Raw genomic sequence first — 21908 nt, forward strand, 5'->3', positions numbered from 1 at the left:
AGCGGGCGTTCATAATGATCAGGACATTTGGGAGATTGGGCTTGCGTCATGCGCCCAGAGCGACCACCGTTTGCAGCCCAAGACCCTCATAAAAAACATGGGAGTCGGACTAAGGTTGTCGAAAATCTATTTAGTATGAGGATGGTTAAGGCGCCGTTAAAACGCACCGCCAGAGGTTTTTTATCCTGGAACGTAAAAAATCAATAAATGGAATGGCTTGGCGTTATATTTAGCAATACATAATTTGCTTTCGACCGGAATATAATAACGCGAGTGCAAGGAGGAGAATTATAAGGAAGTGACGAAATATATGTGAGAAGAGCGTCATGTTGAGTGCGCTTTTTTAGTTGATCATATATTTTATGTATGAAGTATTTTGAGGTGTTCACACGCACTCAGTGATGATCAGCAGGAAGGAGGGACCAATCAAGCTCTCTAACGATCGATGCTGGCAAATCCGCATCGCCCCCTGTTGTGGTTATGTCATAAAGTATTGAAAATGTGTGATTTTTTAAAAAATTAAAATTTCGTATCGTGCCCAGTTGCTTAACGAATATGATTCGCATACGGTCTTACGGCAACGTTTCAGTGAGGGAGGAGACTCATGCGCAATCGTTCTATTCTGGCCGCTTTGGCGGCAACTGTTATGCTACCGGCGGGTATAGCCGGAGCGACAGATCTTGAAGTAACGCATTGGTGGACATCGGGCGGCGAAGCTGCTGCGGTGGCCGAACTGGCCAAAGCATTTGATGCCACCGGAAATAAGTGGGTGGACGGCGCGATTGCAGGTTCCGGCGGCACTGCTCGCCCGATCATGATCAGCCGCATTACCGGCGGTGACCCGATGGGCGCCACCCAGTTCAACCATGGACGTCAGGCTGAAGAGCTTGTTCAGGCCGGTCTCATGCGCGATCTGACCGACGTTGCCACTAAGGGCAACTGGAAAGACGTGATCAAGCCCGCGAGCCTGCTCGACAGCTGCACAATCGACGGCAAGATTTATTGCGCACCGGTAAACATTCACTCCTGGCAGTGGCTGTGGCTTTCCAACGAAGCCTTCAAGAAGGCTGGCGTCGAAGTCCCGAAGAACTGGAACGAGTTCATCGCAGCCGGGCCCGCACTTCAGAAGGCCGGCATTCAGCCGCTGGCGCTTGGTGGTCAAGCCTGGCAGGCCAACGGCCTGTTCGATACGCTGGTTCTGTCTCTTGGCGGTAAGGATCTCTACGAGAAGGTCTACAAGGACAAGGATGCGGAGGCTGCTGCCGGACCGGAAATGGCAAAGATTTTCGCTGCTGCCGATGCAGCGCGTAAGCTTGCCAAGGGCTCCAATGTCCAGGATTGGAACCAGGCGACAAACATGGTCATCACCGGCAAGGCCGGCGGTCAGGTCATGGGTGACTGGGCGCAAGGCGAGTTCCAGCTCGCTGGCCAGAAGGCGGGAACGGATTATTCTTGCCTGCCGGGCCTGGGTCTCAATGAATATCTGACGACGGGTGGCGACGCATTCTACTTCCCGCTCTTGAAGGATGAAGCAAAGTCCAAGGCGCAGGAAGTTCTGGCCGAGACGATCGTCGACCCCAAGACGCAGGTTGCGTTCAACCTGAAGAAGGGTTCGCTTCCCATTCGCGGTGACGTCGATCTCAACGCAGCCAATGACTGCATGAAGAAGGGCCTCGAAATCCTTTCCAAGGGCAACGCGCTGACCAGCACCGACCAGCTCATTTCGACCGACTCGCAGAAGCAGAAGGAAGACTTGATGGCTGAGTTCTTTGCCAGCGAGTCCATGACGGCTGAGCAGGCGCAGAAGCGCTTTGCAGAGATCATCTCTTCTGCAGACTGATTATCAATCGCATCTGATCGGCGGGCCCATTGCCCGCCGATCTCGCGACCTTTCGACAGGCGCTTGATCGCGCCTGACCGGATATCCTTGCGATATTGCTTGATCGATGTCCGGAGCAACGATTGATAGGAGGGCACATGGCCGTAAAGAGCCATTCGGGACGTCCAAATCAGCTATTCCGCAATCTGAATTCGAAGATTGCCTCCATCCCCTTGATCTTGACGTCGATGGTCATTTTTCTGGGCGGCACGATCTGGACGATCGTTTATTCATTTACAAACTCAAAGCTCCTGCCGAGAACGACCTTTGTCGGTTTCGATCAGTATGAGCGCTTGTGGGCCGCACCGCGTTGGATCGTTTCGATCCAGAACCTTGCCATCTATGGCGTGTTATCGCTTATCTTCAGTCTCGTGATTGGCTTCGTGCTTGCCGCGCTGATGGATCAGAAGATCCGCTTCGAGAACACCTTCAGAACGATCTTTCTGTACCCGTTTGCCCTATCATTTATTGTAACGGGCCTCGTCTGGCAGTGGCTGCTCAATCCGGAATTTGGCATCCAGTCGGTCGTGCGCTCCATGGGTTGGGAGAGCTTCACCTTCGATCCGCTGTATAATTCACAGATCGTCATCTATGGCATCCTGATCGCTGCTCTCTGGCAGGGCACGGGGCTCGTCATGTGTCTGATGCTGGCAGGCTTGCGCGGTATCGACGAGGACATCTGGAAGGCAGCGCGCGTGGATGGCATCCCCATGTGGAAGACCTACCTGCTCATCGTCATTCCGATGATGCGTCCCGTCTTCATCACCACGCTCGTCATTATCGCCAGCGGAATCGTCAAGGTCTACGACCTCGTTGTGGCGCAAACCAGCGGCGGTCCGGGCATCGCCTCCGAAGTGCCGGCGAAATATGTCTATGACTACATGTTCCAGGCGCAGAATCTGGGTCAGGGCTTTGCCGCCTCCACCATGATGCTGCTCACTGTTGCCATCATCATCATTCCATGGGCCTATCTCGAATTCGGAGGGCGCAAGCGTGGCTAACATCAGCACTCTCAACACCGTTGCCGCCGGTGCCGACGCAGTTTCGGACCGCTTGAGCGGTCCGCGCGGTCGTAAACCCCGCAAGACGCTGTCGCGCCGCAACATCATCCTTTACGGAACGCTCATCGTTGCAGCACTCTACTATCTGCTGCCGCTCTACGTCATGATCGTCACCTCGCTGAAGGGCATGCCGGAAATCCGCCTTGGCAATATCTTCGCGCCACCGGTGGAAATCACGTTCGAGCCGTGGGTCAAGGCCTGGGCCAATGCCTGTACCGGTCTTAATTGCGACGGTCTGTCGCGGGGCTTCTGGAATTCCGTGCGCATCATGGTTCCGTCCACCGTCGTGTCGATCCTGATTGCATCGATCAGCGGCTATGCGCTTGCCAACTGGAAGTTCAAGGGCTCCGAATTCTTCTTTTCGGTCCTGATCATCGGTGCCTTCATTCCCTATCAGGTCATGATCTATCCGATCGTGATCGTGCTTCGCGAAATGGGCATCTATGGCACGCTAACGGGTCTGATCATGGTTCATACCATCTTCGGTATGCCGATCCTGACGCTGCTGTTCCGCAACTATTTCGCCGGGCTGCCGGAAGAACTCTTCAAAGCGGCGCGCATCGACGGCGCCAATTTCTGGCAGATCTACTTCCGCATCATGCTGCCCATGTCGCTGCCTATCTTCGTCGTCGCGATGATCCTTCAGGTCACCGGCATCTGGAACGACTTCCTCTTCGGTGTCGTGTTCACAAGGCCAGAATACTATCCGATGACGGTTCAACTGAACAACATCGTCAACTCGGTTCAGGGCGTGAAGGAATACAACGTCAACATGGCCGCTACCCTGTTGACCGGCGCTGTTCCTCTTTTCGTTTACTTCGTTTCAGGCCGACTTTTTGTGCGCGGTATCGCCGCAGGCGCAGTCAAAGGGTAAGTTCATGAATAAAAGCGTTTCCATTCAAGATTTGTCCCTGTCGTTCGGCGCGGTCAACGTGCTGTCCACGCTCAATCTCGATATCTATGACGGCGAGTTTCTCGTGCTTCTCGGTTCCTCCGGCTGCGGCAAGTCCACCTTGCTCAACTGCATCGCCGGATTGCTGGAACCGACCGAAGGCCAGATATTCATCAAGGACCGCAACGTCACCTGGGAAGAGCCGAAGGATCGTGGCATCGGTATGGTGTTTCAGTCCTATGCGCTCTACCCGCAAATGACGGTCGAGAAGAACCTGTCCTTTGGCCTTCAAGTCGCCAAGGTACCTAAGGATGAGATCGACCGGCGCGTCAAAAGAGCTGCGGGCATTCTCCAGATCGAGCCTCTTCTGAAGCGCAAGCCTGCGGAACTGTCGGGCGGCCAGCGCCAGCGCGTGGCCATCGGTCGTGCACTGGTGCGCGATGTGGATGTGTTCCTCTTTGACGAACCGCTGTCGAACCTCGACGCCAAACTGCGCTCCGAACTGCGTGTGGAAATCAAGCGCCTGCACCAGTCGCTGAAGAACACGATGATCTATGTCACGCATGATCAGATCGAAGCGCTGACACTCGCCGACCGCATCGCCATTATGAAAGCCGGCGTCATCCAGCAGCTGGACGATCCGGTCTCGATCTATAACCGCCCCAAGAACCTCTTCGTTGCCGGCTTCATCGGTTCGCCGTCGATGAACTTCTTGCGTGGCGAATTGGCGGAGAAGGATGGCAAAGTCGTCTTCATGACCAACGGCGTCAGCTTCAGCCTCGACGGTTATGAGGCGACCGCTGCGCTGACCGCCGGCAAGCCCGCGGTTCTGGGCGTACGACCCGAACATATCCGTGTGGACGCCGATATTACCGGCGGTGAGGTGCATGAGGCCGTGGTCGACATCGAAGAACCGATGGGTGCCGACAACCTCATCTGGTTGAAACATGCTGGCCATACGATCTCGGTGCGCGTCGGCGGCCATCGGCGTTTTGCCCCCGGCACCAAGGTTAAACTCGGTTTCGACATGACCATGGCGTCCCTTTTCGATGCGGCTACGGAAGACCGCATCTGACCCTCTCATCTTCATCATTAGAGCCAAATGTCAGGAGAGACATATGACAAAACTCGGCTTCCAACTTTACAGCGCGCGCAATTTCCCGCCGCTTTCCGATATTCTCAAGAAGCTTTCTGCCGCAGGCTATTCCCACGTCGAAGGCTTTGGCGGTATCTACGCCAACATGGATGAGGCCGCACTCAAGGAACTGCGTGCCGATCTCGATGCCAATGGTCTGACCATGCCGACAGGCCATTTCGGTCTCGACATGCTGGAGAAAGATCGTGAGCAGTCGCTGAAGGTCGCCAAGACGCTTGGCGTACAAGCAATCTATTGCCCTTACCTCATGCCCGATCAGCGCCCAAGTGATGCCGCCGGATGGTTCGCCTTCGGCAAGCGTCTTCAAGAAGCAGGCAAGCCTTACCGTGATGCCGGCATTTCCTTCGGCTGGCACAATCACGACTTCGAATTTGTGACGCTGGAAGACGGCTCAACACCGCAGGAACAGATTCTTGCGGGCGGTCCCGATCTGGAGTGGGAAGCAGACATTGCCTGGATCATTCGCGGCAATGCTGATCCGCTCGCCTGGATCGAAAGCTACGGCAAGCGCATCACTGCAGTCCACGTGAAGGACATTGCACCGGCTGGCGAAAACAAGGACGAGGATGGCTGGTCCGATGTCGGTCACGGCACCGTTGACTGGAAGGCGCTGGTCGCTGCGCTGAAGAACTCGGCCGTAAAGTACTACGTTGTCGAGCATGACAATCCAAGCGACGCCGATCGTCTGATTACACGCTCTATCGCGTCCTTCAACACCTACTGATTAATTTGCGGTGAGCGAAAGTTCACCACAATCGCTTTCCATCCCCGCATGTCCAGCCGGGATCTCGTGCTGGACATGCTCCCAAATCGACCATTCGGAGTCACCCATTATGGCCAAGGAACTTGGCGTCGGCATCATTGGATGCGGCAATATTTCGACCACCTATTTTTCGCTCTCTCCCTTGTTCAAGGGGCTGAAGGTGCTCGCCTGCGCGGACTTGAACCGGAGTGCGGCAGAGTTGCGCGCCGAGGAATTCGGCGTCAAGGCCCAGTCCATCGAGGAACTGCTGGCGAATGACGAGATCGACGTCGTCGTCAACCTCACCATTCCGGCAGCACACTTCGAGGTGTCCAAGGCCATTCTCGAAGCCGGCAAGCACGTCTATTCGGAAAAGCCGCTTGTTCTAAGCCTGGAAGAAGGCGAAGAACTGCGCCGCATTGCGAAGGAAAAGAACCTCGCAGTCGGTTGCGCCCCAGACACTTTCCTCGGTGGTGCGCATCAGCTAGCCCGCAAGCACATCGACGAAGGCGGCATTGGCCGCGTCACTTCGGGCACATGCCATGTGATGAGCCCCGGCATGGAAATGTGGCACCCCAACCCTGGCTTTTTCTTCCTGCAGGGCGGTGGTCCGATCCTTGATCTCGGGCCCTATTATATTGCGAACCTCATCAACCTGATCGGCCCGGTAAAGCGCGTCGGCGCCTTGACATCCATGGCAAATCCAACCCGTACCGTGACCAGCCAGCCGCTGAACGGCCAGGTGATCCCTGTTGAAACGCCAACGAACATCCACGCGCTCCTGGAATTCGCCAATGGTGCGACCATTACGCTGTCTGCCAGCTGGGACGTCTGGTCGCATCGTCACGCCAATATGGAGCTTTATGGCACTGAAGGCTCCATCTATGTGCCGGACCCGAACTTCTTCGGCGGCGTGGTCGAAGCCAGTGGCCGTGATAAGGATATCAAGCCGCTCGCAGACTGGGAGCACCCGTTCGGTATATCCAACCAGGAAAGCCCCAACGGCCCGCGCGCCAACTATCGCACAGCTGGCCTCGCCGACATGGCGATGGCACTGATCGAAGGCCGCGATGCCCGCTGCTCGCTGGAGCGTTCGCTGCACGGCATCGACGTCATGACCTCGATCCTGAAGTCGGGCGAAGAGGGCCGCTTCATCGAGCTGACGACCACCTGCACCCAGCCCGCAGCCCTTGGTATCGAAGAAGCACAATCGCTGCTGCGGTAACATCGGCAAAATTGAAATACGTCTTTCGCGGTCTTGCGAAGAAACGATAGCCACCGGGATGGTCATTCCATCCCGGTGGCTGTTCTCTTTCATCTCACTTCTGTTTGGCGGATACGGCTTTGGCTGCCTGGTCGATGGTGTCGGATACGACCTCCGGCTGGGTCATGAACAGTGCGTGGCTTGCCGAAACTTTGGTTATCTTGGCGTTGATGCGCTCGGCCATGTGGATCAGCATGGCCTGATCGAAAGCCTTGTCTTCTGTGGCAATGACTGCCCAGCTGGGCTTGGTGCGCCATGCGGCGTTCTTCAGCTTGGTCGAAAAGGCCGACATGTTGATCGGCACCTGAGAGTCACGCATGAAGGCGACGTCCTGATCGCTGGCATCATGGGCGAAGCCAGCCTTGAACTTGTCGCGGTTGACATAGCCGTATCCATCCTTGGTGATATCCAGAACAAACTCGGTTGCTGGCGCGAATCCCTCATACTGTTCAGCCGTGGTTTCGCCAGCATCCGGCGAAAGGGCGGAGATGTAGACCAGGCCCGCCACTTTGGGATCAATGCCAGCCTCAGTAATGACCGTGCCTCCCCACGAATGACCAACCAGGATCGTAGGTCCGTCCTGCCGCTCCAGCACGCGCTTGGTTGCCGCAACATCATCTTCCAGGGAGGTGAGCGGGTTCTGCACGATACTGACGCGATAACCGCGCTTCGTCAGGTTCTCATAAACACCTCTCCAGCCGCTACCATCGGCGAAGGCGCCATGAACCAGAACGACATTCTTAACGGCTTGGTTCTGAGGGATGATATCCGAGGCATTGGCAGATGCGGCGGCTGCGATGGCGGTGGCGGCAACGGTCAAGGTCTTCATCATTTGCTCCTTTAAGACGGTGATAATAATTATTGCGATAACTATAGTTTGCATGGATTGATTAGATCGTCAACATATTAATTATCGCGATATTGGTTTTTGTCGTAAGGATCTGTATATAAAGGGAAAGGAGTCTAGTATGGCCACCAAGAAGAACGATCCGCCCCCCCTCAGCGACCAGCTTTGCTATGCGATCTACAGCGCGGGCATTGCTATCCAGCGCGCGTACAAGCCGCTTCTCGATGAGCTAGGTGTGACGTATTCCCAGTACCTCGTGCTTAACGTTCTATGGAGCAGAGACGAGCAGACGGTCGGTGCGATCGCGGCGTCGCTGGCGCTCGAATCCAGCACCCTCACGCCGCTCCTCAAGCGTCTGGAAGCATCCGGTCTGGTACAAAGAACGCGAAACGCCAGCAATGAGCGCCAGGTCGTCATCGCATTGAGCGATGCGGGTAGGGCGCTGCAGCACAAGGCGGGGTGCCTGAGCGACACGCTGCTGGCCGCGTCTACCCAAACGCCAGAAGCGCTCGCGGCACTGAACCGCGACGTGCGAGGCCTGCGAAACGCCATTTATTCACAGATCGGCGGATGGGACGAGCCTGCGTGAATTTCTTAGAACGGCTGGTTGGATGAACGGTGATGGTGGATCGCATCCCAATTGGGGATGCGCGCCTCGTCCCTTGTGTGCATTTAGAACTTTCGGCTGACCGAAAGCGTGAAGTTTCTGCCCGCCATCGCCGATACGCCGTCGGCGAGATAAGGGCTGTAAAACTTATCAAAGATGTTTTCGACGCCTGCTCTGACTTCCGTTCCTGCCATAAACCCTTCCTTAGGTGTCCATTCCAGGAGAAGTCCGTGGACGGCATAGCCTCCGCTTTCAGGCCTGGCGTAAAAGTACCCGGTACCTTGATAGTAAGGTGTGTGCTTCTGTTCGGCGACGAACTGGCCCGTCCAGCGCAGTGACAGTTCGGAGTCTGGAATTCGATAACCTAGCGAAGCATTCACAGTGAGCGGAGCCATATCGCCGGGATAAGTTTTGCCGCCGTAAATGTCGTTGATCGCGCCCTTGCGTGAGCCATTCATGATGGAAAGACCGAGGCTGCCGAACACGGTGTCCGATTCATAATTCGCTTTCACTTCAACGCCGTAGATACGATAGGATGGCGTGTTCCAATAGAAGGGTACAGGACCTGTCACATTTGCCAGATTGGCACTACCAAATCGTCTGGTGACGGGATCGGTAACGTGATTGTAAAAACCCGATACCGAGGCAGTTAGAGTATCCCCTGAACTCCACACATCGTAAAACTCTTGCGAGACACCCACATTGAAGGAGTTATTGCGTTCCGGAAGAAGATCTCTTGATGTTGCAGATGCTTTCGTTGCTATGCTTTGCGACGAATAGAGTTCATCGATAATGGGGGTTCGCATCGCGTAGGCCCAGTCGAGAAAAAGTGTTGTAGAAGGCGTCGCTTCCCAACGGCCGCTCAGGGCTGGGGTAAAGCCATTGTAGGAAACCGCCGAGTAATCATGTCCCGCCAAGGGGTTGTTGTATCTTGGAGCAGCATTCGGTTTGCCTTCCATTCTCACGTGGTCGAAGCGAAGTCCCGGGGTGATGAAGAAGCCATCCGTGACTTCGACTTCATCACGAATGAAGGCTGAGATCGATGTCTGTGTGCCTTCAGGCACGATCCAGGACGCATAGTAGCCGTAGTTGTAGCTTGGATTGCTGCTGTTTGCGACGTCGTACATCCATGCGTCACGATCATGCATGCCGATCTGGATGCCATAGTTCAAGACGTGCGGAGCATTCAGTATTTCAAGCCTGGACGTGTTCTCTACCTCAAACTTGAGGTCGGAGTATTGGGCGTCATTCTCTTGGCCGCCAAGCGAAGCGCCGGGTGTAAATCCCGGGATGATGGGCCGCGTGCGATGGAGGCTCGTGGAAGAAAAGCTTGCCATTGCTTTGAAATTCACGAGGTCGCTTTCGCCGTCATAGCGGTATTTGAGCGTGGCCGAAAAATCGTCTAAATCGCGAGCAGCCAACGCACGCAGTCGTGCCTGTTGCCTTCCGTACCGATCGATACTGGACTGACTCACGGCAAGATCGCCACGAACGGCTGCCACTGGCCCCCAATCATCGGAGCGTCCGTAGGTAAGGGAAGCGCGGATTTCGTGACCTTCGTAAGCAGCGCCGCCATTGGCAGTGAATGTTGTGAGCCGGTCATTTGATGCGTCGTAAACCTCTCCACCGCCCACGCGCATGTTGCCGCTCTTGCGCCAGGTTCCAGACATCAGCCCGTCATAGGTTACTGGCGTGTTAAAATCTGATTGCCCATAGACCATGACACTCCCTGTTCGCTGATTATTGGCGGTGTGGTAGCTTCCTTTCGTCCACCCTCCAAAGCTTTGGCCGGGCTTCAGCATGTCCTTTGCTGTCTTCGTTTCCATCAGAATGGTGCCGCCAAAGCCGCCGTTTCCGTAGCGAACTGATGTTGCACCCTTCTGAAGTTCGACGCTCTTCAGGATTTCCGGCTCAATGAAAATGGAACCCTGATCGTAAAGTTCGAAATTTTTCGGAGCACCGTCCAGCAACACCCTGGTATCTGATGGTCTCGCAAACCCGCGGATCACCGTTGTCTGCCCTTGCAATCTTACGCCGCCTGCGGTCGCCACCCCAGGTGTCCTTTGTAACAATTGCGGAAGCGTACTGGCTTGGGAACGTTCAATGTCGGCTGAGTCATATGCGGCATTGCCCGGCGCACTTTCGTTGAACTGCCGACCTCTGATCACGATTGTCTTAAGTGTGGTAGCTCCGTCTGGTGGTGGAGGCTGGACTGGCTCCGATGCCGGCTCGATCTTGATAGTATCCACAGAGATGTATCGATAGGCCAATCCCTTGCCCGACAATAGCGCTTCAAGCGCATGACGCACGTCCATCTGCCCTTTGATCTCCGGGCTCGTCTTGCCTGTCATAATCGAAGAATCGAAAAGAATCTGCAGCCCCGATTGAGAGCCTAGGCGGTTGATCGCCGAGCTAAGAGAACCTGCTGGAATGTCAAACGCATCCATCTTCGCTGGCTCTGCAAAGGCATTGCACCCAACCCCAAGCGCAAAACCAATAAGCAACGTCGGCAAGATATAGCTTGGGCGTCCCGGTCGAATATTCAGGTGTCCACGGTTCATGGGGAGTCTCCGGATATTGGATGTTTTCATCCCCGGTACGAATGAACATGAGTATTTGGGACATCTTTTTAAGATTTTTTTGCTGGCGATATCAGCGCAGGATCGTGAGGTAGGGCGTGAGCTTCAACAGCTTGATATCAAACGCTTTGGCGAAAGACTGAAGAGCCTTGTGAGGATCGCTCATATCGAGGGTCCCAGAGACCATTTTGCTACGCAGTTCGCGGTTTGCGACCAGGATCTTTCCCGGCAAGTACCTACCGACGGTCTCGATAACGTCCGGAAGAGGCTGCTCGTCGAATACCAACCTGCCGCTTTCCCATTCAGTGACGGACGTTGGGTCGACAGGAAAAGTCTCGCTAATTCCGGAGGCTGAAGCAAAATTAACGCCCTCGTTCTCCTTGACGACTTTCACCTGATGCTCATCGTTAAGGCGCACAGCGACACTGTGCCTGATGACAGCAACCCTTGTTTCGCTCTCCAGCATGTTAACGTCGAAGGCTGTGCCCAAAGCTGTCACGGTCGCACCGTCGGCCTCGACGACGAAGGGCCTTGTCGGGTCTGGCATCACGTCGACAAGCATCTCGCCACGCATCAAAATGACACGCCGTTCGTGTTGCGAAAACTGAAACGCAATCGCTGAGTCGGCGTTCAGCACGAGGTTGGAACCGTCAGGGGCTCTGAAGGATGCTCGCTGAGCAACGTCCGTGACGTGATCGGCCCGTAAGTTTATCAGCGTATCCGACATGTAGAGATACGAACCCGCAGCCATCCCAGTCATGACAATGATGCAGGGGAGAACCGTCTTCGAAGGTGGCTTGGACGGAAGAGGGAATGCAAAGTCGCTTTGCGCCGCCGAGAGCCGCTTCACATCGCCTACGAGACAATGCACACGTTCATAGGCTTTCGCATTGCTTTGGTCTTTGGCTAACCAGGCGTCGAAATCCTTTTTCAACTCTTCGTCGTCTGGCCGGTCTCGCAATTTCAGAAGCCAGTCGATTGCCTCCTCTTCGGCGTTGCCCGTAAGATCTGTGCGATCCGTCAAAGTGTTGGCTCCAGTCGTTGGAGGCAGTGCAAATAAGCCTTTCGCAAATGGCGGTCGACCATATTCTTCGTGAGTCCACTCTTCTCGGAGATCTCAGTCGATGCCAGCCCTCCGACTACACTTGCGAGAAACACCCGGCGACGCTGCAAAGACAACTCCATAATTGCCTGTTCCAGAATGACGAGCCTCAGGCCAATGTCGGCGGCGTCTTCAGCACTCTGGCGAGCGTCCGCTACAGTTACGGCCTCTTCGGAGTTACCAGCGAACAGTCGCTTTTCGAAGTTTGCCCTTCTGAAGTGGTCTATGCCCAGATTGATGCAGGCGCGAATGAGGAATGCTTTTACCGCCGACTGGTTTTCCGGCAGTCGCGGTTTTCCCATCAGCCGCACATAAATATCGTGAACTATATCTTGCGAACCGAGAGGCGTGTGTCCTCGCTTGCGCATAGCGTGGCAAAGGTCATCATAATAGGCTTCCATTGCCGCGTTGATCTGAGACTGAGAAGCAGGTTTGCTCCACATGGGTGGTATCCGACTATTCGCTGAGTTGGGCTCTCATAGAACGGAAATAGCGCGTCGGCAATTAAATATGACTAAAAATTTCATGTTATTTCATTGTTCACCCTTGGAGCGAGTCGCTGGGCTTTTACGGCTTCACAATCCCTATCCTTTGCTCTAGAAGCCCAGCCGTAATCCGGTCGCAGCCCACCCGGTCAAAACAAGGGATCTCAAATTATGAAGACGATCGTCATCTGCTCTGGCGGATTGGACTCCGTTTCGCTTGCGCACAGAATTGCTGCGGAACACGAACTGCTTGCTCTGCTGTCTTTCGATTATGGCCAGCGGCACAGAAAAGAGCTGGACTATGCTGGCGCCTGTGCCACCCGCCTTGGTGTGCCGCATCACATCATCGACATTCGCACCATCGGTGCTCATCTCACCGGCTCAGCCTTGACTGACGATGTCGAGGTGCCGGATGGGCACTACGCGGAGGAGACCATGCGTTCCACCGTCGTGCCGAACCGCAATGCGATCATGCTCACCATCGCCTTCGGTCTGGCGGCTGCGCAGCAAGCGGATGCGGTGGCGATTGCTGTTCATGGCGGCGACCACTTCATCTATCCGGATTGCCGACCGGGCTTCATCGACAGCTTCAACACTATGCAAGCACACGCGTTAGAGGGCTATGCCAAGGTGGAGCTTTACGCACCTTACGTCATGGTCTCCAAGGCGGATATCGTTGCCGATGGGGCAAAGCATGAAACGCCCTTCGCAGAAACCTGGTCTTGCTACAAGGGTGGCGAGCGCCACTGCGGGCGCTGTGGTACCTGTGTCGAGCGGCGTGAAGCGTTTCATCTCGCGGGCGTGCCAGACCCAACCGATTACGAAGACCCGGATTTCTGGGTGGCCGCCACCAGTGCCTATGCGGCGCGGGAGGTTCGTTGATGTTTCGCATCACCAAGGAGTTTCATTTTTCCGCCTCTCATCAATTGAAAGGCCTGCCTGCCGATCATCAATGTGCCAGGCTGCATGGTCACAACTATATCGTCGAGGTAGAGCTTTCCGGCGAGGCGTTGAACGAGCACGGCTTCGTTCGCGATTATCACGAGCTGGCGCCGCTGAAGCGTTACATCGACGACTGCTTCGACCATCGGCATCTGAACGATGTTCTTGGACATGACATGGTCACGGCGGAGCGGCTGGCCCAGCATTTCTACGAGTGGTGCAAGGAGCGACTGCCCGAGACGAGTGCGGTGCGTGTCAGCGAGACTGCCAAGACATGGGCAGAGTACCGGCCGGCGGCTTTGCGATGAACGCGGCTGTGGACGCGCCACGCGAACTGCCGATCCGGATAAGCGAAATCTTCGGTCCGACCATTCAGGGCGAGGGGTTGCTGATCGGCCTTCCAACCGTCTTTGTCCGCACAGGTGGCTGCGATTATCGCTGCGCCTGGTGCGATACGCTGCATGCGGTGGATAGCAACTATCGAGAGGATTGGAAGCCGCTTTCCGTCGAGGCAATTTGGGCGGAGGTCGAGAAACTCTCTGGCGGTAAACCTTTGACCATTTCGCTCTCCGGTGGCAATCCGGCGATCCAGCCGCTCGGACCTTTGATCAGGAAGGGAAAGAGTAAGGGATATCGCTTTGCGCTGGAGACGCAGGGCAGCGTCTCTAAGGACTGGTTTGCGGAGTTGGATTACCTCGTGCTCAGCCCAAAGCCACCATCAAGCGGTATGGAAGCGGATTGGCAGGCTTTCGAAGATTGTCTGAAGGCTGCCGCAGAGGGACCTCAGCTGGCACTAAAGATCGTCGTTTTTGATGACGCCGATTTTGCCTATGCGCGAGACGCGGCTTCGCGCTTCCCGGCACTTCCTGTCTATCTCCAACCTGGTAATCACACGCCGCCACCACCCGATGACGATGACGCGCGGGTGGATGTCGACGGCATCATGGATCGCATGTTGTGGCTGGTGGAAAAGGTTGCATCTGAGCGCTGGTTCGAGGCACGCGTTTTGCCTCAACTCCATGTTTTGCTCTGGGGCAATCGCCGCGGCGTCTGATCTACTTAGCGCCATAGCCCTGATCCCTCTCTGACGTCGCGGCTCGGTCAAAGTCGCGACTGCTACAATGTGCGTCTGCCTCATAACGATTCGTCAAATTAAAGTGTAGTAGAGTTAGTCCCTGACGGACATGGTTTGCCGCTATGAGGAGGAACGTAGCGTCGGCTGATGCGTTAGTTAGGAACTTCGAATGGGAGGAAGCCATGTTCGATTTTTTGAAGCCAGCTCATGTGATTGTTGAGAACGACGAGGAGACTGGCACTTATGCCGATGCCCTGCTTCAGGTTCCCGACTTGCAGTTGACTAATGCCGCACACGAATATGGCCACGACGCCCATACACGCGACTACGGCGATCAGCGGGAAATCGCGCGCAGTTCACTCGGCTTCGTCTGAGCCTGCAAAATAGCGCGCAACCCGACCCCATACTTCGGCGTTATCACGTCATGTCACGAGAGCGGGCAGCTCGGTCTTAAGAATGGACTGATCCGGCGAACTAAGTGGACCGGACGGCGATTTCGAGGGGCAAGCTGCCCGCAAACATTTGGAGATACGACGCGATGGGTATTGTCCCGACAGAGCCAGATCCTCAAATCCCTCCCATTCCACCACAGCCCGAGGTCCCTCCCGTGCAAGAGCCGGAGCCCGACCGTCTTCCGGACGAGGTGCCCAACCCCAATCCCGACGAGAATGATGAGCCACCGCTGGTGGTTTAAGCGAGCGCCTTGAATGGCTTGCTGAGATGTGGCGAGCCTTTCAATCCAAAACGCCACGGCAAATCGATTGCCTTGCTTATTCCTATGCGGGGTCCGGAGGCAATCTCTGCCTCTGGGTCGCCCGACCGACAAAGGAAGGGTTGCTCCAGGACCGAAACCCCATCGATATCGCCGGTGATAGCGAGAGCCTGGCAGAGTTTTCCAGGACCAGAACACAAGTTCCGCAACACGGCGGTTCCCCTCCTCCTTTTCATCAGCTCCACACCGGTTTGCGGGGCCAGCGCGCGGATCAACACGGCTGAACCTGCCGTGCAAACGATGTTGGCGCACCAGTGAATCCCATAAGAACGGTAGACGTAGAGGTGTCCTGACGGACCGAACATAACGCGATTGCGCAACGTTGGTCCATTGAAGCTGTGCGAGGCGGGGTCGTCAGACCTATACGCTTCCGTTTCGACGATGATGCCGCCTGTATTGTGAAACCGAAACTCCATGCCGATCATCGCCTTGGCGACAACCACCGCATCCCGCTCGAAGAAATCCTTTTCCATTCGAGCATGGTGACGCGCGAATGCGACGGGAACAACCTGTTTTTTATATAGTTTGCGGGTGAGGCCACTGATCTGGGCCAAGACTTGACCATCATCAACAGGAGGCCACCATGGCGCAGGAAAAAGTTGCACTCGTTACTGGCGCTGGATCAGGCATCGGTAGAGCCTCGGCCCTGGCTCTTGCCAAGGATGGCTACGTCATAGGCGCGCTCGGTCACACAGCCGATGAACTCGACAAGCTCGTAGCGGATATCGATGCGCAAGGCGGCAAAGCTGTGACGCTCGTCGCCGACGTGGCGGATGAAGCTGGCATGGAGCAAGCTATCATCCAGCTTATTGAGAAGCATGGACGCTTGGATGTCGTTGTCGCGAACGCCGGCATCAACGGCGTTTGGGCGCCAATCGACGACTTGAAACCGGAAGAGTGGGACAAGACCATCACCGTCAATTTGCGGGGCACGTACCTTACCCTTCACAAGACGGTGCCGCATCTGAAGGCCGCAGGTGGCGGATCGGTGGTCATCATCTCGTCCATCAATGGTACGCGCACATTCACGTCGCCAGGTGCCACCGCCTATTCCGCGACGAAGGCGGGACAGCTTGCGATGGCGCAGCAGTTGGCGCTCGAGCTCGGCCAGTACAAAATCCGCGTAAACGCGATCTGCCCCGGCGCAATCGAAACCAAGATCGACGACAACACGCATATTCGCAGCTCGGACGAAACGGCAATCCCGGTCGAATGGCCGGAAGGGGACATTCCAATCACCGGCGGCGAAGCAGGTTTGAGCGAAGACGTTGCAGATCTCGTGGTGTTTCTGGCGAGCGACAAGTCGCGCCATATCACAGGTACGCCGGTCTGGATCGATGGCGGTCAGGGGCTGTTGCGGTAACGACGAAGCCCTCTCATCCCGCTCACATCCTTGTGTGTCTATGATTAACGGACTCGTAACGTAAATTCACGACTCTTTGTCCCATAGGGTGATTGCCGTCATGTGGTCACCTTCTTTAGTTAGGCACACGGCAAAGAGACGGGCAAGACGTTCCATGAACACTTCGGCAAAATCGAGCTTCGCAGCGACGAAGCTTCGAAACATCATGATCGCATCGGCAAGAGCCGCAGCTGTCATTGGGGTGTGTGCGTCGCTTGCTGCCTGCACGTCGATGGGTTTTGACAGCGCGTCGAAAGAGCCGCCCAAGCTGTCCTCTAAAGTTGCCGCTGCGATGTCTGCGAAGGGTATGAAGCCGGAAAGCCCCGTTCTCGTGCGAATTTTCAAGCAGGAAAGCGAGCTCGAAGTCTGGAAGGTGGACAAGACCGGCAACTACGCACTGTTCAAAAGCTATCCAATGTGCCGTTGGTCCGGCAAGCTCGGTCCCAAGACCAAGAGCGGGGACCGTCAGGCGCCTGAAGGCTTCTATCACGTGTCTTCCAGCATGCTGAACCCGAACTCGCAATACTACGTTTCCTTCAATCTCGGCTATCCGAACCGGCTTGAATCGGCGCTTGGCTACACGGGCGAGGCCCTGATGGTGCATGGCGCCTGCTCTTCGTCTGGCTGCTACGCCATGACGGACGCGCAAATCGGCGAGATTTATGCGATTGTCGAGCGTGCGTTAAAGGGTGGTCAGGATCGCTTCCAGGTTCAGGCCTACCCGTTTCGCATGACGGCCAAAAATATGGCGGCCTACAAGAACGATCCGAACTTCGCATTCTGGCGCACGCTGAAGGACGGCTACGATTATTTCGAAGTCACCCGCCGGCAGCCGAAGGTGTCGGTGTGCGGCCGTCGTTATGTATTCAATGCGGAATTTGCCGGTGGCGAACCGGCCGATCCTCTCGCTGCCTGCCCACCGTCTGTCAACCAGCTCGACCCTCAGGTCGCGTCGCGTCTCGATGCTGAGAAACAGAAGCTCGATGTTGCAATGGCCGGTGGAACTTCAAGCGTGATGAACGCTTATGTCGATGGCGGCATGCATCCAAGCTTCCGCGCCCTTTTGAAAAACAGCGGTGCAAAGGATATGGCCGGTCGCGTTTCGGGAACGAAATACCCCATTAGCCGCCCGGAAGCGGCACTTGCCGACCCTTTTTCCGGCGCACGATAATTTGTTGACGAGGATCTGGATTGAATAAGCATGAAACGACACGCCGGAGCTTTTTGTTCGGCACCGGCGGACTGGCCTTGACGGCATTGGCGGGGTGCACGACCACGCCGCGCGAGACGGTAGAAACGCGCCCGCGAACCGATCCTTATTACGCCGAGGTCTATGGCCCCAAGCCGGAGGAGCAGTTCCCGCTGCCGGCAATCCCTTACCAGAAAATCGATCCGCGCTTCTATCGCCAGATGGTCGAGAACTCGACCGGCGAACGCCCCGGCACGATCGTCGTCGATACGGCGAACCACTTCCTCTACCTGACCTATGAGAATAATCAGGCCATGCGCTATGGCGTGGGCCTCGGCCGTGCAGGCTTCGAGTGGGCGGGCAGGGGTGTCATCCAGTACAAGCGCCAGTGGCCACGCTGGACACCGCCGGATGAAATGATTGCCCGTCAGCCGGAACTTCAGCCTTACAGTTCCGCCAATGGCGGTATGGCCCCCGGCTTGATGAACCCACTGGGTGCACGTGCACTCTATATTTTCAAGGATGGCCGCGACACGATCTATCGCCTGCATGGCTCGCCGGAGTGGTGGACGATCGGCAAATCCGTCTCATCTGGGTGTGTTCGTCTGATGAACCAGGATATCGTCGATCTGTACAACCGCGTGCCGGACGGTACGCCGATCGTCGTAACGTCGCTGGCAGCACCCTCGCAAGGGATCGCCGGTGCGCCTGCGCCGCAGATCGTTGCCGGTTTGCCGGGCACCTATTGATTGAAATAGCGTCGCCGCATCAGGCTGGCGGCGCTTCCCATTCCACGCAGATGCGTGTTCCGGTATGCGCCTGAACGCTGCTTTGCTCGACTGTCGCCTTGAGGCTCTGGGCCATGGCGGAGATGAGCTTTGTGCCGAGCCCGGTTCCTTGCGGCTTCGGTTTGCTGCCCATGCCCACGCCATCATCTTCGACGGTCAGTTGCAGCTTGCCTTCGCGGTTCTTCAGGGCGATACGAATATCGCCATCGCCGGTCGGATAGGCGTATTTCAAACAGTTCGTCGCAAGCTCGGTCACGATCACGCCGAGAGCCACCGCCTGGTCGGGCGCGGCACTGATCGTTTCCATCTCCGTCTTGATGCGGATGCGCTCATTGTCCGGACCGGACTTTGCCAGCTCGTTGATGATCGAGGAGAGATAGGCGTCGAGATCCACCACACCCATGTTATCGGCGGTATAGAGACTGCGGTGAACGCCAGCGATTGCAGAAATTCGGTTCTGTGTTTCCGATAGAACCGTGCGCGCCTCTTCGCTGGAGGCTGCGATCATCTGCATGCGGATCATCGCCGAGACCAATGAGAGGCTGTTGGCGATGCGATGGTTCATCTCCTTGGCCATCAGCTCGGCGCGCTCCTTCGCCCGCACGAGAAGACGTTCGGCCTCTTCCTTTTCTTTGCGAAGCTGAAAATTGGCGCAGACCTGTTCGATGGAGGTCAGGAGCAGCGGGAAGAAGTCGTCGGCAACCGTCTTCATAACGTAATCCGCCGCGCCCGCCTTCAACGCGTCGATGGCGATCTGCGCTTCGCTGGCGCCGGTCACATAGAGGACGGGCGTATCGCGGCTCCGGTCGCCGATGGCATTGAGAAACTGCAGGCCGGTGCCGCCATGGAAATAATGGTCGAGCACGACGGCATCGAAGGTGCCAGCGTTGAATTTCTCAAGCCCGAGAGTGACGGAAGGTGCATGATCGACCTGAACGCCGTGCCGGCCCAGCACGCGTGTAGCGAGCCGGGCGACTGCGGGATCATCATCGACATAAAGTATATGCACCGCCGTTACGCCTTTATGGAACCTGTATCACCGAGAAGAAGAGGCCAAGGTTTCGGATCGCGGTTGCAAAGCCTTCGTAATCGACCGGCTTGGTAATATAGACGTTTGCTCCGAGATCGTAGCACTTCTGGATTTCAGTCTCGTCGTCTGTTGTGGTCAACACCACCACAGGCAGACGCTTTGTATGTTCGTTGCTCTTGATCTGCTCCAATATCCTGATTCCGGACATGTCGGGAAGATTAAGGTCAAGAAGGACGAGAATATAGCGGTCCTTGCTGACGAGACCGTCACGGTCCGGTCCGAGGATATAATCAAGCGCCTTGTTGCCGAGCGTGAAGGGCACGATCTCGTTATTGACGCCAGCGCGTCGTACGTTCTTTTCGATAAGGCGGGCATGCCCCTCATCGTCTTCGATCATGACGATCGTGACTTCCTGGCCAGTGGTTTTCATATGTCGTTACCTCGTGTGATTTTCCGCAGATCGGTTGGCAGGGTAAGATGGAATGTACTTCCCTTGCCAAGCTCCGAGGCGACGGTAATGTCCCCGCCTAAATTTCTTATTAGCGAACGCACATGTGCGAGTCCAATGCCTTCGCCCTGCTGATCTTGATCGCCGGCACGTCTGAAGAGTTCGAAAATCCGCTCCAGGTCTTCTTCCGCGATACCGCGTCCGTTATCCGTGATGTCGACCCGCACAATACCGCGTCCCTGTGGCAGGATACGCGCTGAGATGTGCAGTGGTCGACCCTTCATCTGATACTTCACCGCGTTGTCGAAAAGATTGCCGAGGATCTGGTCAAGCGAAATCCTGTCGCTGATAACGGTGAAGGGTTGGACATTGACGTCAATCTCGCCGTCCACAGCAGAAACCTGATGTTGAACGCTCGCGCCCGCTGTTGCCAGTAGCTCCTTGAGATCAACTTTCTCCGCCTGCAACTTGCGTCGGCCATCGCGCGAAATCTTCAGGATCGCGTTGATCAACTGGTCCATTTTGCGAGTGGACGAGCGGATGAAGCCGATAGCCTCCGGTAGATCTTCTTTGACGGCCAGCCTTGCGTCCCGGATCTCGCTTTCCGAAAGCGCGGCGCCATCCGCCAGCACATAGCTTTCTATCGGCTTCAGCGACGCTTCGAATTCTGACAGGAATCCCATGATGTTGACGAGCGGCGCGCGCAGATCGTGGGTCACGATATAGGCAAAACGTTGTATTTCCTGATTGGCGCGTATCAGGTCGCGGGTGCGCTCGTTGACGCGCTCTTCAAGACCACGATTGAGAGAATCGACCTCCTCGCGCGAGCGCATCAACTCGCCGACGTATTTTGCGATCAGGAAAAGAGCCCCGCCAACGACGGCGATGATGGCGATCGCGCCCCCGATCGTTACCCAACGCAGATTGTCTGCCGCTTGCAATTGGTCGTTAACGATGATGCGCAGCCGGTCATCCGTGACATCCTGGAACTCATCCAGCGTGTCGCGGATCGTGCGCATATAGAGAAGGCCCGTATCGGCGCGGACGATGTTGATCGCCTCTTCGACCCTTCCCGCATCGACCAGCTCGATCGTTCGACCGATTTCAGCGATTTTGGCGTCAAGGGCAGCCTGAAGAACGGGAAGTTTTCCAGAATAGATCGGTTTGTTCTGAACAGTCGTCACAAGTCGAGCGCGCTTTTCCGCAAGCGTCTGCACGGCTTCCTTATAGGGAGCAAGATAGTCTTCCCGACGTGTCAGAATGTATCCGCGCTGTCCCGTTTCCGCGTCCTGGATTGTGGTGAGTACATCAAGGATCGCCGAGCGGATGCGTCGCAGCTCTGCAGTCTCACGCGAGTAGTCATCATTTTTTTGAACAAGCCAGAGCGACGCTCCGACCATTCCAATCAGCAGAGCTATTCCAAGCCCCAGCATGACCAGCGTTCGCCTGACAAAGGGAGAGAGTTTGACCAATGACGTCCCCACATCTCAATCGGCACAGTTGCCCGGCATGGCGCAATGCTCAGTTGAAAAACGACCTATGCCTATCCTGTTGTTTATGCAAGTTCCCGCAGCCTTACCAGCAGGACAGTACGGTTTCGCACAAAAGAGTTTAACGGATCTTAGGTGCGTGGAACCAAAATTCTGCG

22 protein-coding genes are annotated in these 21908 nt (G+C 56.0%); 14 read left to right on the forward strand and 8 right to left on the reverse strand.

Annotated features, from left to right (window positions below; genetic code table 11):
* Positions 1-604: 604 nt before the first annotated feature.
* The 6 genes from WKI41_RS00775 to WKI41_RS00800 all read left to right on the forward strand — a co-directional run bounded on the left by WKI41_RS00775 (position 605) and on the right by WKI41_RS00800 (position 6955).
* Positions 605-1840: an ABC transporter substrate-binding protein gene (locus tag WKI41_RS00775; RefSeq protein ID WP_340191630.1), complete on the forward strand. Its 1236-nt coding sequence runs from the start codon at positions 605-607 to the stop codon at positions 1838-1840.
* Positions 1841-1977: 137 nt separating this feature from the next.
* Positions 1978-2880, forward strand: a complete 903-nt coding sequence (locus WKI41_RS00780; protein ID WP_340191631.1) for a carbohydrate ABC transporter permease — start codon at positions 1978-1980, stop codon at positions 2878-2880.
* A complete protein-coding gene (locus WKI41_RS00785; protein ID WP_340191632.1) occupies positions 2873-3814 on the forward strand; it encodes a carbohydrate ABC transporter permease in 942 nt (313 codons plus the stop codon). The genes WKI41_RS00780 and WKI41_RS00785 overlap by 8 nt, the downstream gene beginning before the upstream one ends.
* A 4-nt stretch (positions 3815-3818) precedes the next feature.
* Positions 3819-4907, forward strand: coding sequence for an ABC transporter ATP-binding protein (locus WKI41_RS00790; RefSeq protein WP_340191633.1), 1089 nt, complete (start codon positions 3819-3821; stop codon positions 4905-4907).
* Positions 4908-4950: 43 nt separating this feature from the next.
* Entirely contained in the window at positions 4951-5712 is a 762-nt protein-coding gene (locus WKI41_RS00795; RefSeq protein ID WP_340191634.1) for a sugar phosphate isomerase/epimerase family protein, read from the forward strand.
* A gap of 109 nt (positions 5713-5821) precedes the next feature.
* Positions 5822-6955 (forward strand): Gfo/Idh/MocA family protein, encoded by a 1134-nt coding sequence (locus WKI41_RS00800; protein ID WP_340191635.1) that lies wholly within the window; start codon positions 5822-5824, stop codon positions 6953-6955.
* 94 nt (positions 6956-7049) lie between these two features.
* On the opposite strand, the gene WKI41_RS00805 is transcribed toward WKI41_RS00800, so the two are convergent.
* Positions 7050-7823 (reverse strand): alpha/beta fold hydrolase, encoded by a 774-nt coding sequence (locus tag WKI41_RS00805; protein WP_340191636.1) that lies wholly within the window; start codon positions 7821-7823, stop codon positions 7050-7052.
* A 139-nt stretch (positions 7824-7962) separates the two neighbouring features.
* Here WKI41_RS00805 and WKI41_RS00810 point away from each other — a divergent pair, with 139 nt between their 5' ends.
* Positions 7963-8430, forward strand: coding sequence for a MarR family winged helix-turn-helix transcriptional regulator (locus WKI41_RS00810; protein WP_340191637.1), 468 nt, complete (start codon positions 7963-7965; stop codon positions 8428-8430).
* Between the two features lie 83 nt (positions 8431-8513).
* Here the strand turns inward: WKI41_RS00810 and WKI41_RS00815 are convergent, their stop codons facing one another.
* From WKI41_RS00815 to WKI41_RS00825, 3 genes are all read right to left on the reverse strand, one after another.
* Positions 8514-11009 carry a TonB-dependent receptor gene (locus WKI41_RS00815; RefSeq protein WP_340191638.1) on the reverse strand — a complete coding sequence of 832 codons (2496 nt, stop codon included), beginning with the start codon at positions 11007-11009 and terminating at the stop codon, positions 8514-8516.
* Positions 11010-11100: 91 nt separating this feature from the next.
* Complete coding sequence (locus WKI41_RS00820; RefSeq protein ID WP_340191639.1) at positions 11101-12051, reverse strand: FecR family protein; 951 nt, start codon at positions 12049-12051, stop codon at positions 11101-11103.
* The gene (locus tag WKI41_RS00825; RefSeq protein ID WP_340191640.1) at positions 12048-12572 is read right to left on the reverse strand and encodes an RNA polymerase sigma factor; all 525 of its coding nucleotides are present in this window, start codon (positions 12570-12572) and stop codon (positions 12048-12050) included. The genes WKI41_RS00820 and WKI41_RS00825 overlap by 4 nt, the downstream gene beginning before the upstream one ends.
* A 213-nt stretch (positions 12573-12785) precedes the next feature.
* Here WKI41_RS00825 and queC point away from each other — a divergent pair, with 213 nt between their 5' ends.
* The 4 genes from queC to WKI41_RS00845 all read left to right on the forward strand — a co-directional run bounded on the left by queC (position 12786) and on the right by WKI41_RS00845 (position 15005).
* On the forward strand, positions 12786-13496 hold the full coding sequence (queC, locus tag WKI41_RS00830; RefSeq protein WP_340191641.1) for a 7-cyano-7-deazaguanine synthase QueC: 711 nt from the start codon (positions 12786-12788) through the stop codon (positions 13494-13496).
* Positions 13496-13864 carry a 6-carboxytetrahydropterin synthase QueD gene (queD, locus tag WKI41_RS00835; protein ID WP_340191642.1) on the forward strand — a complete coding sequence of 123 codons (369 nt, stop codon included), beginning with the start codon at positions 13496-13498 and terminating at the stop codon, positions 13862-13864. Before queC ends, queD begins: the two co-directional genes overlap by 1 nt.
* Positions 13861-14610, forward strand: a complete 750-nt coding sequence (gene queE, locus WKI41_RS00840; protein ID WP_340192286.1) for a 7-carboxy-7-deazaguanine synthase QueE — start codon at positions 13861-13863, stop codon at positions 14608-14610. Before queD ends, queE begins: the two co-directional genes overlap by 4 nt.
* Before the next feature lie 203 nt (positions 14611-14813).
* A complete protein-coding gene (locus WKI41_RS00845) occupies positions 14814-15005 on the forward strand; it encodes a hypothetical protein (protein ID WP_340191643.1) in 192 nt (63 codons plus the stop codon).
* Positions 15006-15321: 316 nt separating this feature from the next.
* On the opposite strand, the gene WKI41_RS00850 is transcribed toward WKI41_RS00845, so the two are convergent.
* Entirely contained in the window at positions 15322-15876 is a 555-nt protein-coding gene (locus WKI41_RS00850) for a DNA-3-methyladenine glycosylase (RefSeq protein ID WP_340192287.1), read from the reverse strand.
* Between the two features lie 110 nt (positions 15877-15986).
* Between WKI41_RS00850 and WKI41_RS00855 the strand changes: the two genes are divergently transcribed.
* The 3 genes from WKI41_RS00855 (at position 15987) to WKI41_RS00865 (ending at position 18743) form a co-directional block, all read left to right on the forward strand.
* Positions 15987-16766: a 3-oxoacyl-ACP reductase FabG gene (locus WKI41_RS00855; protein WP_340191644.1), complete on the forward strand. Its 780-nt coding sequence runs from the start codon at positions 15987-15989 to the stop codon at positions 16764-16766.
* Positions 16767-16920: 154 nt separating this feature from the next.
* Positions 16921-17976 (forward strand): L,D-transpeptidase family protein, encoded by a 1056-nt coding sequence (locus WKI41_RS00860; RefSeq protein ID WP_425340962.1) that lies wholly within the window; start codon positions 16921-16923, stop codon positions 17974-17976.
* 20 nt (positions 17977-17996) lie between these two features.
* Positions 17997-18743, forward strand: a complete 747-nt coding sequence (locus WKI41_RS00865) for a L,D-transpeptidase (RefSeq protein ID WP_340191645.1) — start codon at positions 17997-17999, stop codon at positions 18741-18743.
* Between the two features lie 19 nt (positions 18744-18762).
* Here the strand turns inward: WKI41_RS00865 and WKI41_RS00870 are convergent, their stop codons facing one another.
* From WKI41_RS00870 to WKI41_RS00880, 3 genes are read right to left on the reverse strand one after another with little or no spacing between them, the layout of a single operon-like run.
* On the reverse strand, positions 18763-19791 hold the full coding sequence (locus WKI41_RS00870) for a histidine kinase dimerization/phosphoacceptor domain -containing protein (RefSeq protein WP_340191646.1): 1029 nt from the start codon (positions 19789-19791) through the stop codon (positions 18763-18765).
* 13 nt (positions 19792-19804) lie between these two features.
* Positions 19805-20242 carry a response regulator gene (locus WKI41_RS00875; RefSeq protein WP_340191647.1) on the reverse strand — a complete coding sequence of 146 codons (438 nt, stop codon included), beginning with the start codon at positions 20240-20242 and terminating at the stop codon, positions 19805-19807.
* Complete coding sequence (locus WKI41_RS00880; RefSeq protein ID WP_340192289.1) at positions 20239-21693, reverse strand: sensor histidine kinase; 1455 nt, start codon at positions 21691-21693, stop codon at positions 20239-20241. The genes WKI41_RS00875 and WKI41_RS00880 overlap by 4 nt, the downstream gene beginning before the upstream one ends.
* Positions 21694-21908: the final 215 nt, after the last annotated feature.

Source organism: Agrobacterium larrymoorei (assembly GCF_037722385.1).
GTDB classification, from domain to species: Bacteria; Pseudomonadota; Alphaproteobacteria; order Rhizobiales; family Rhizobiaceae; genus Agrobacterium; species Agrobacterium larrymoorei_C.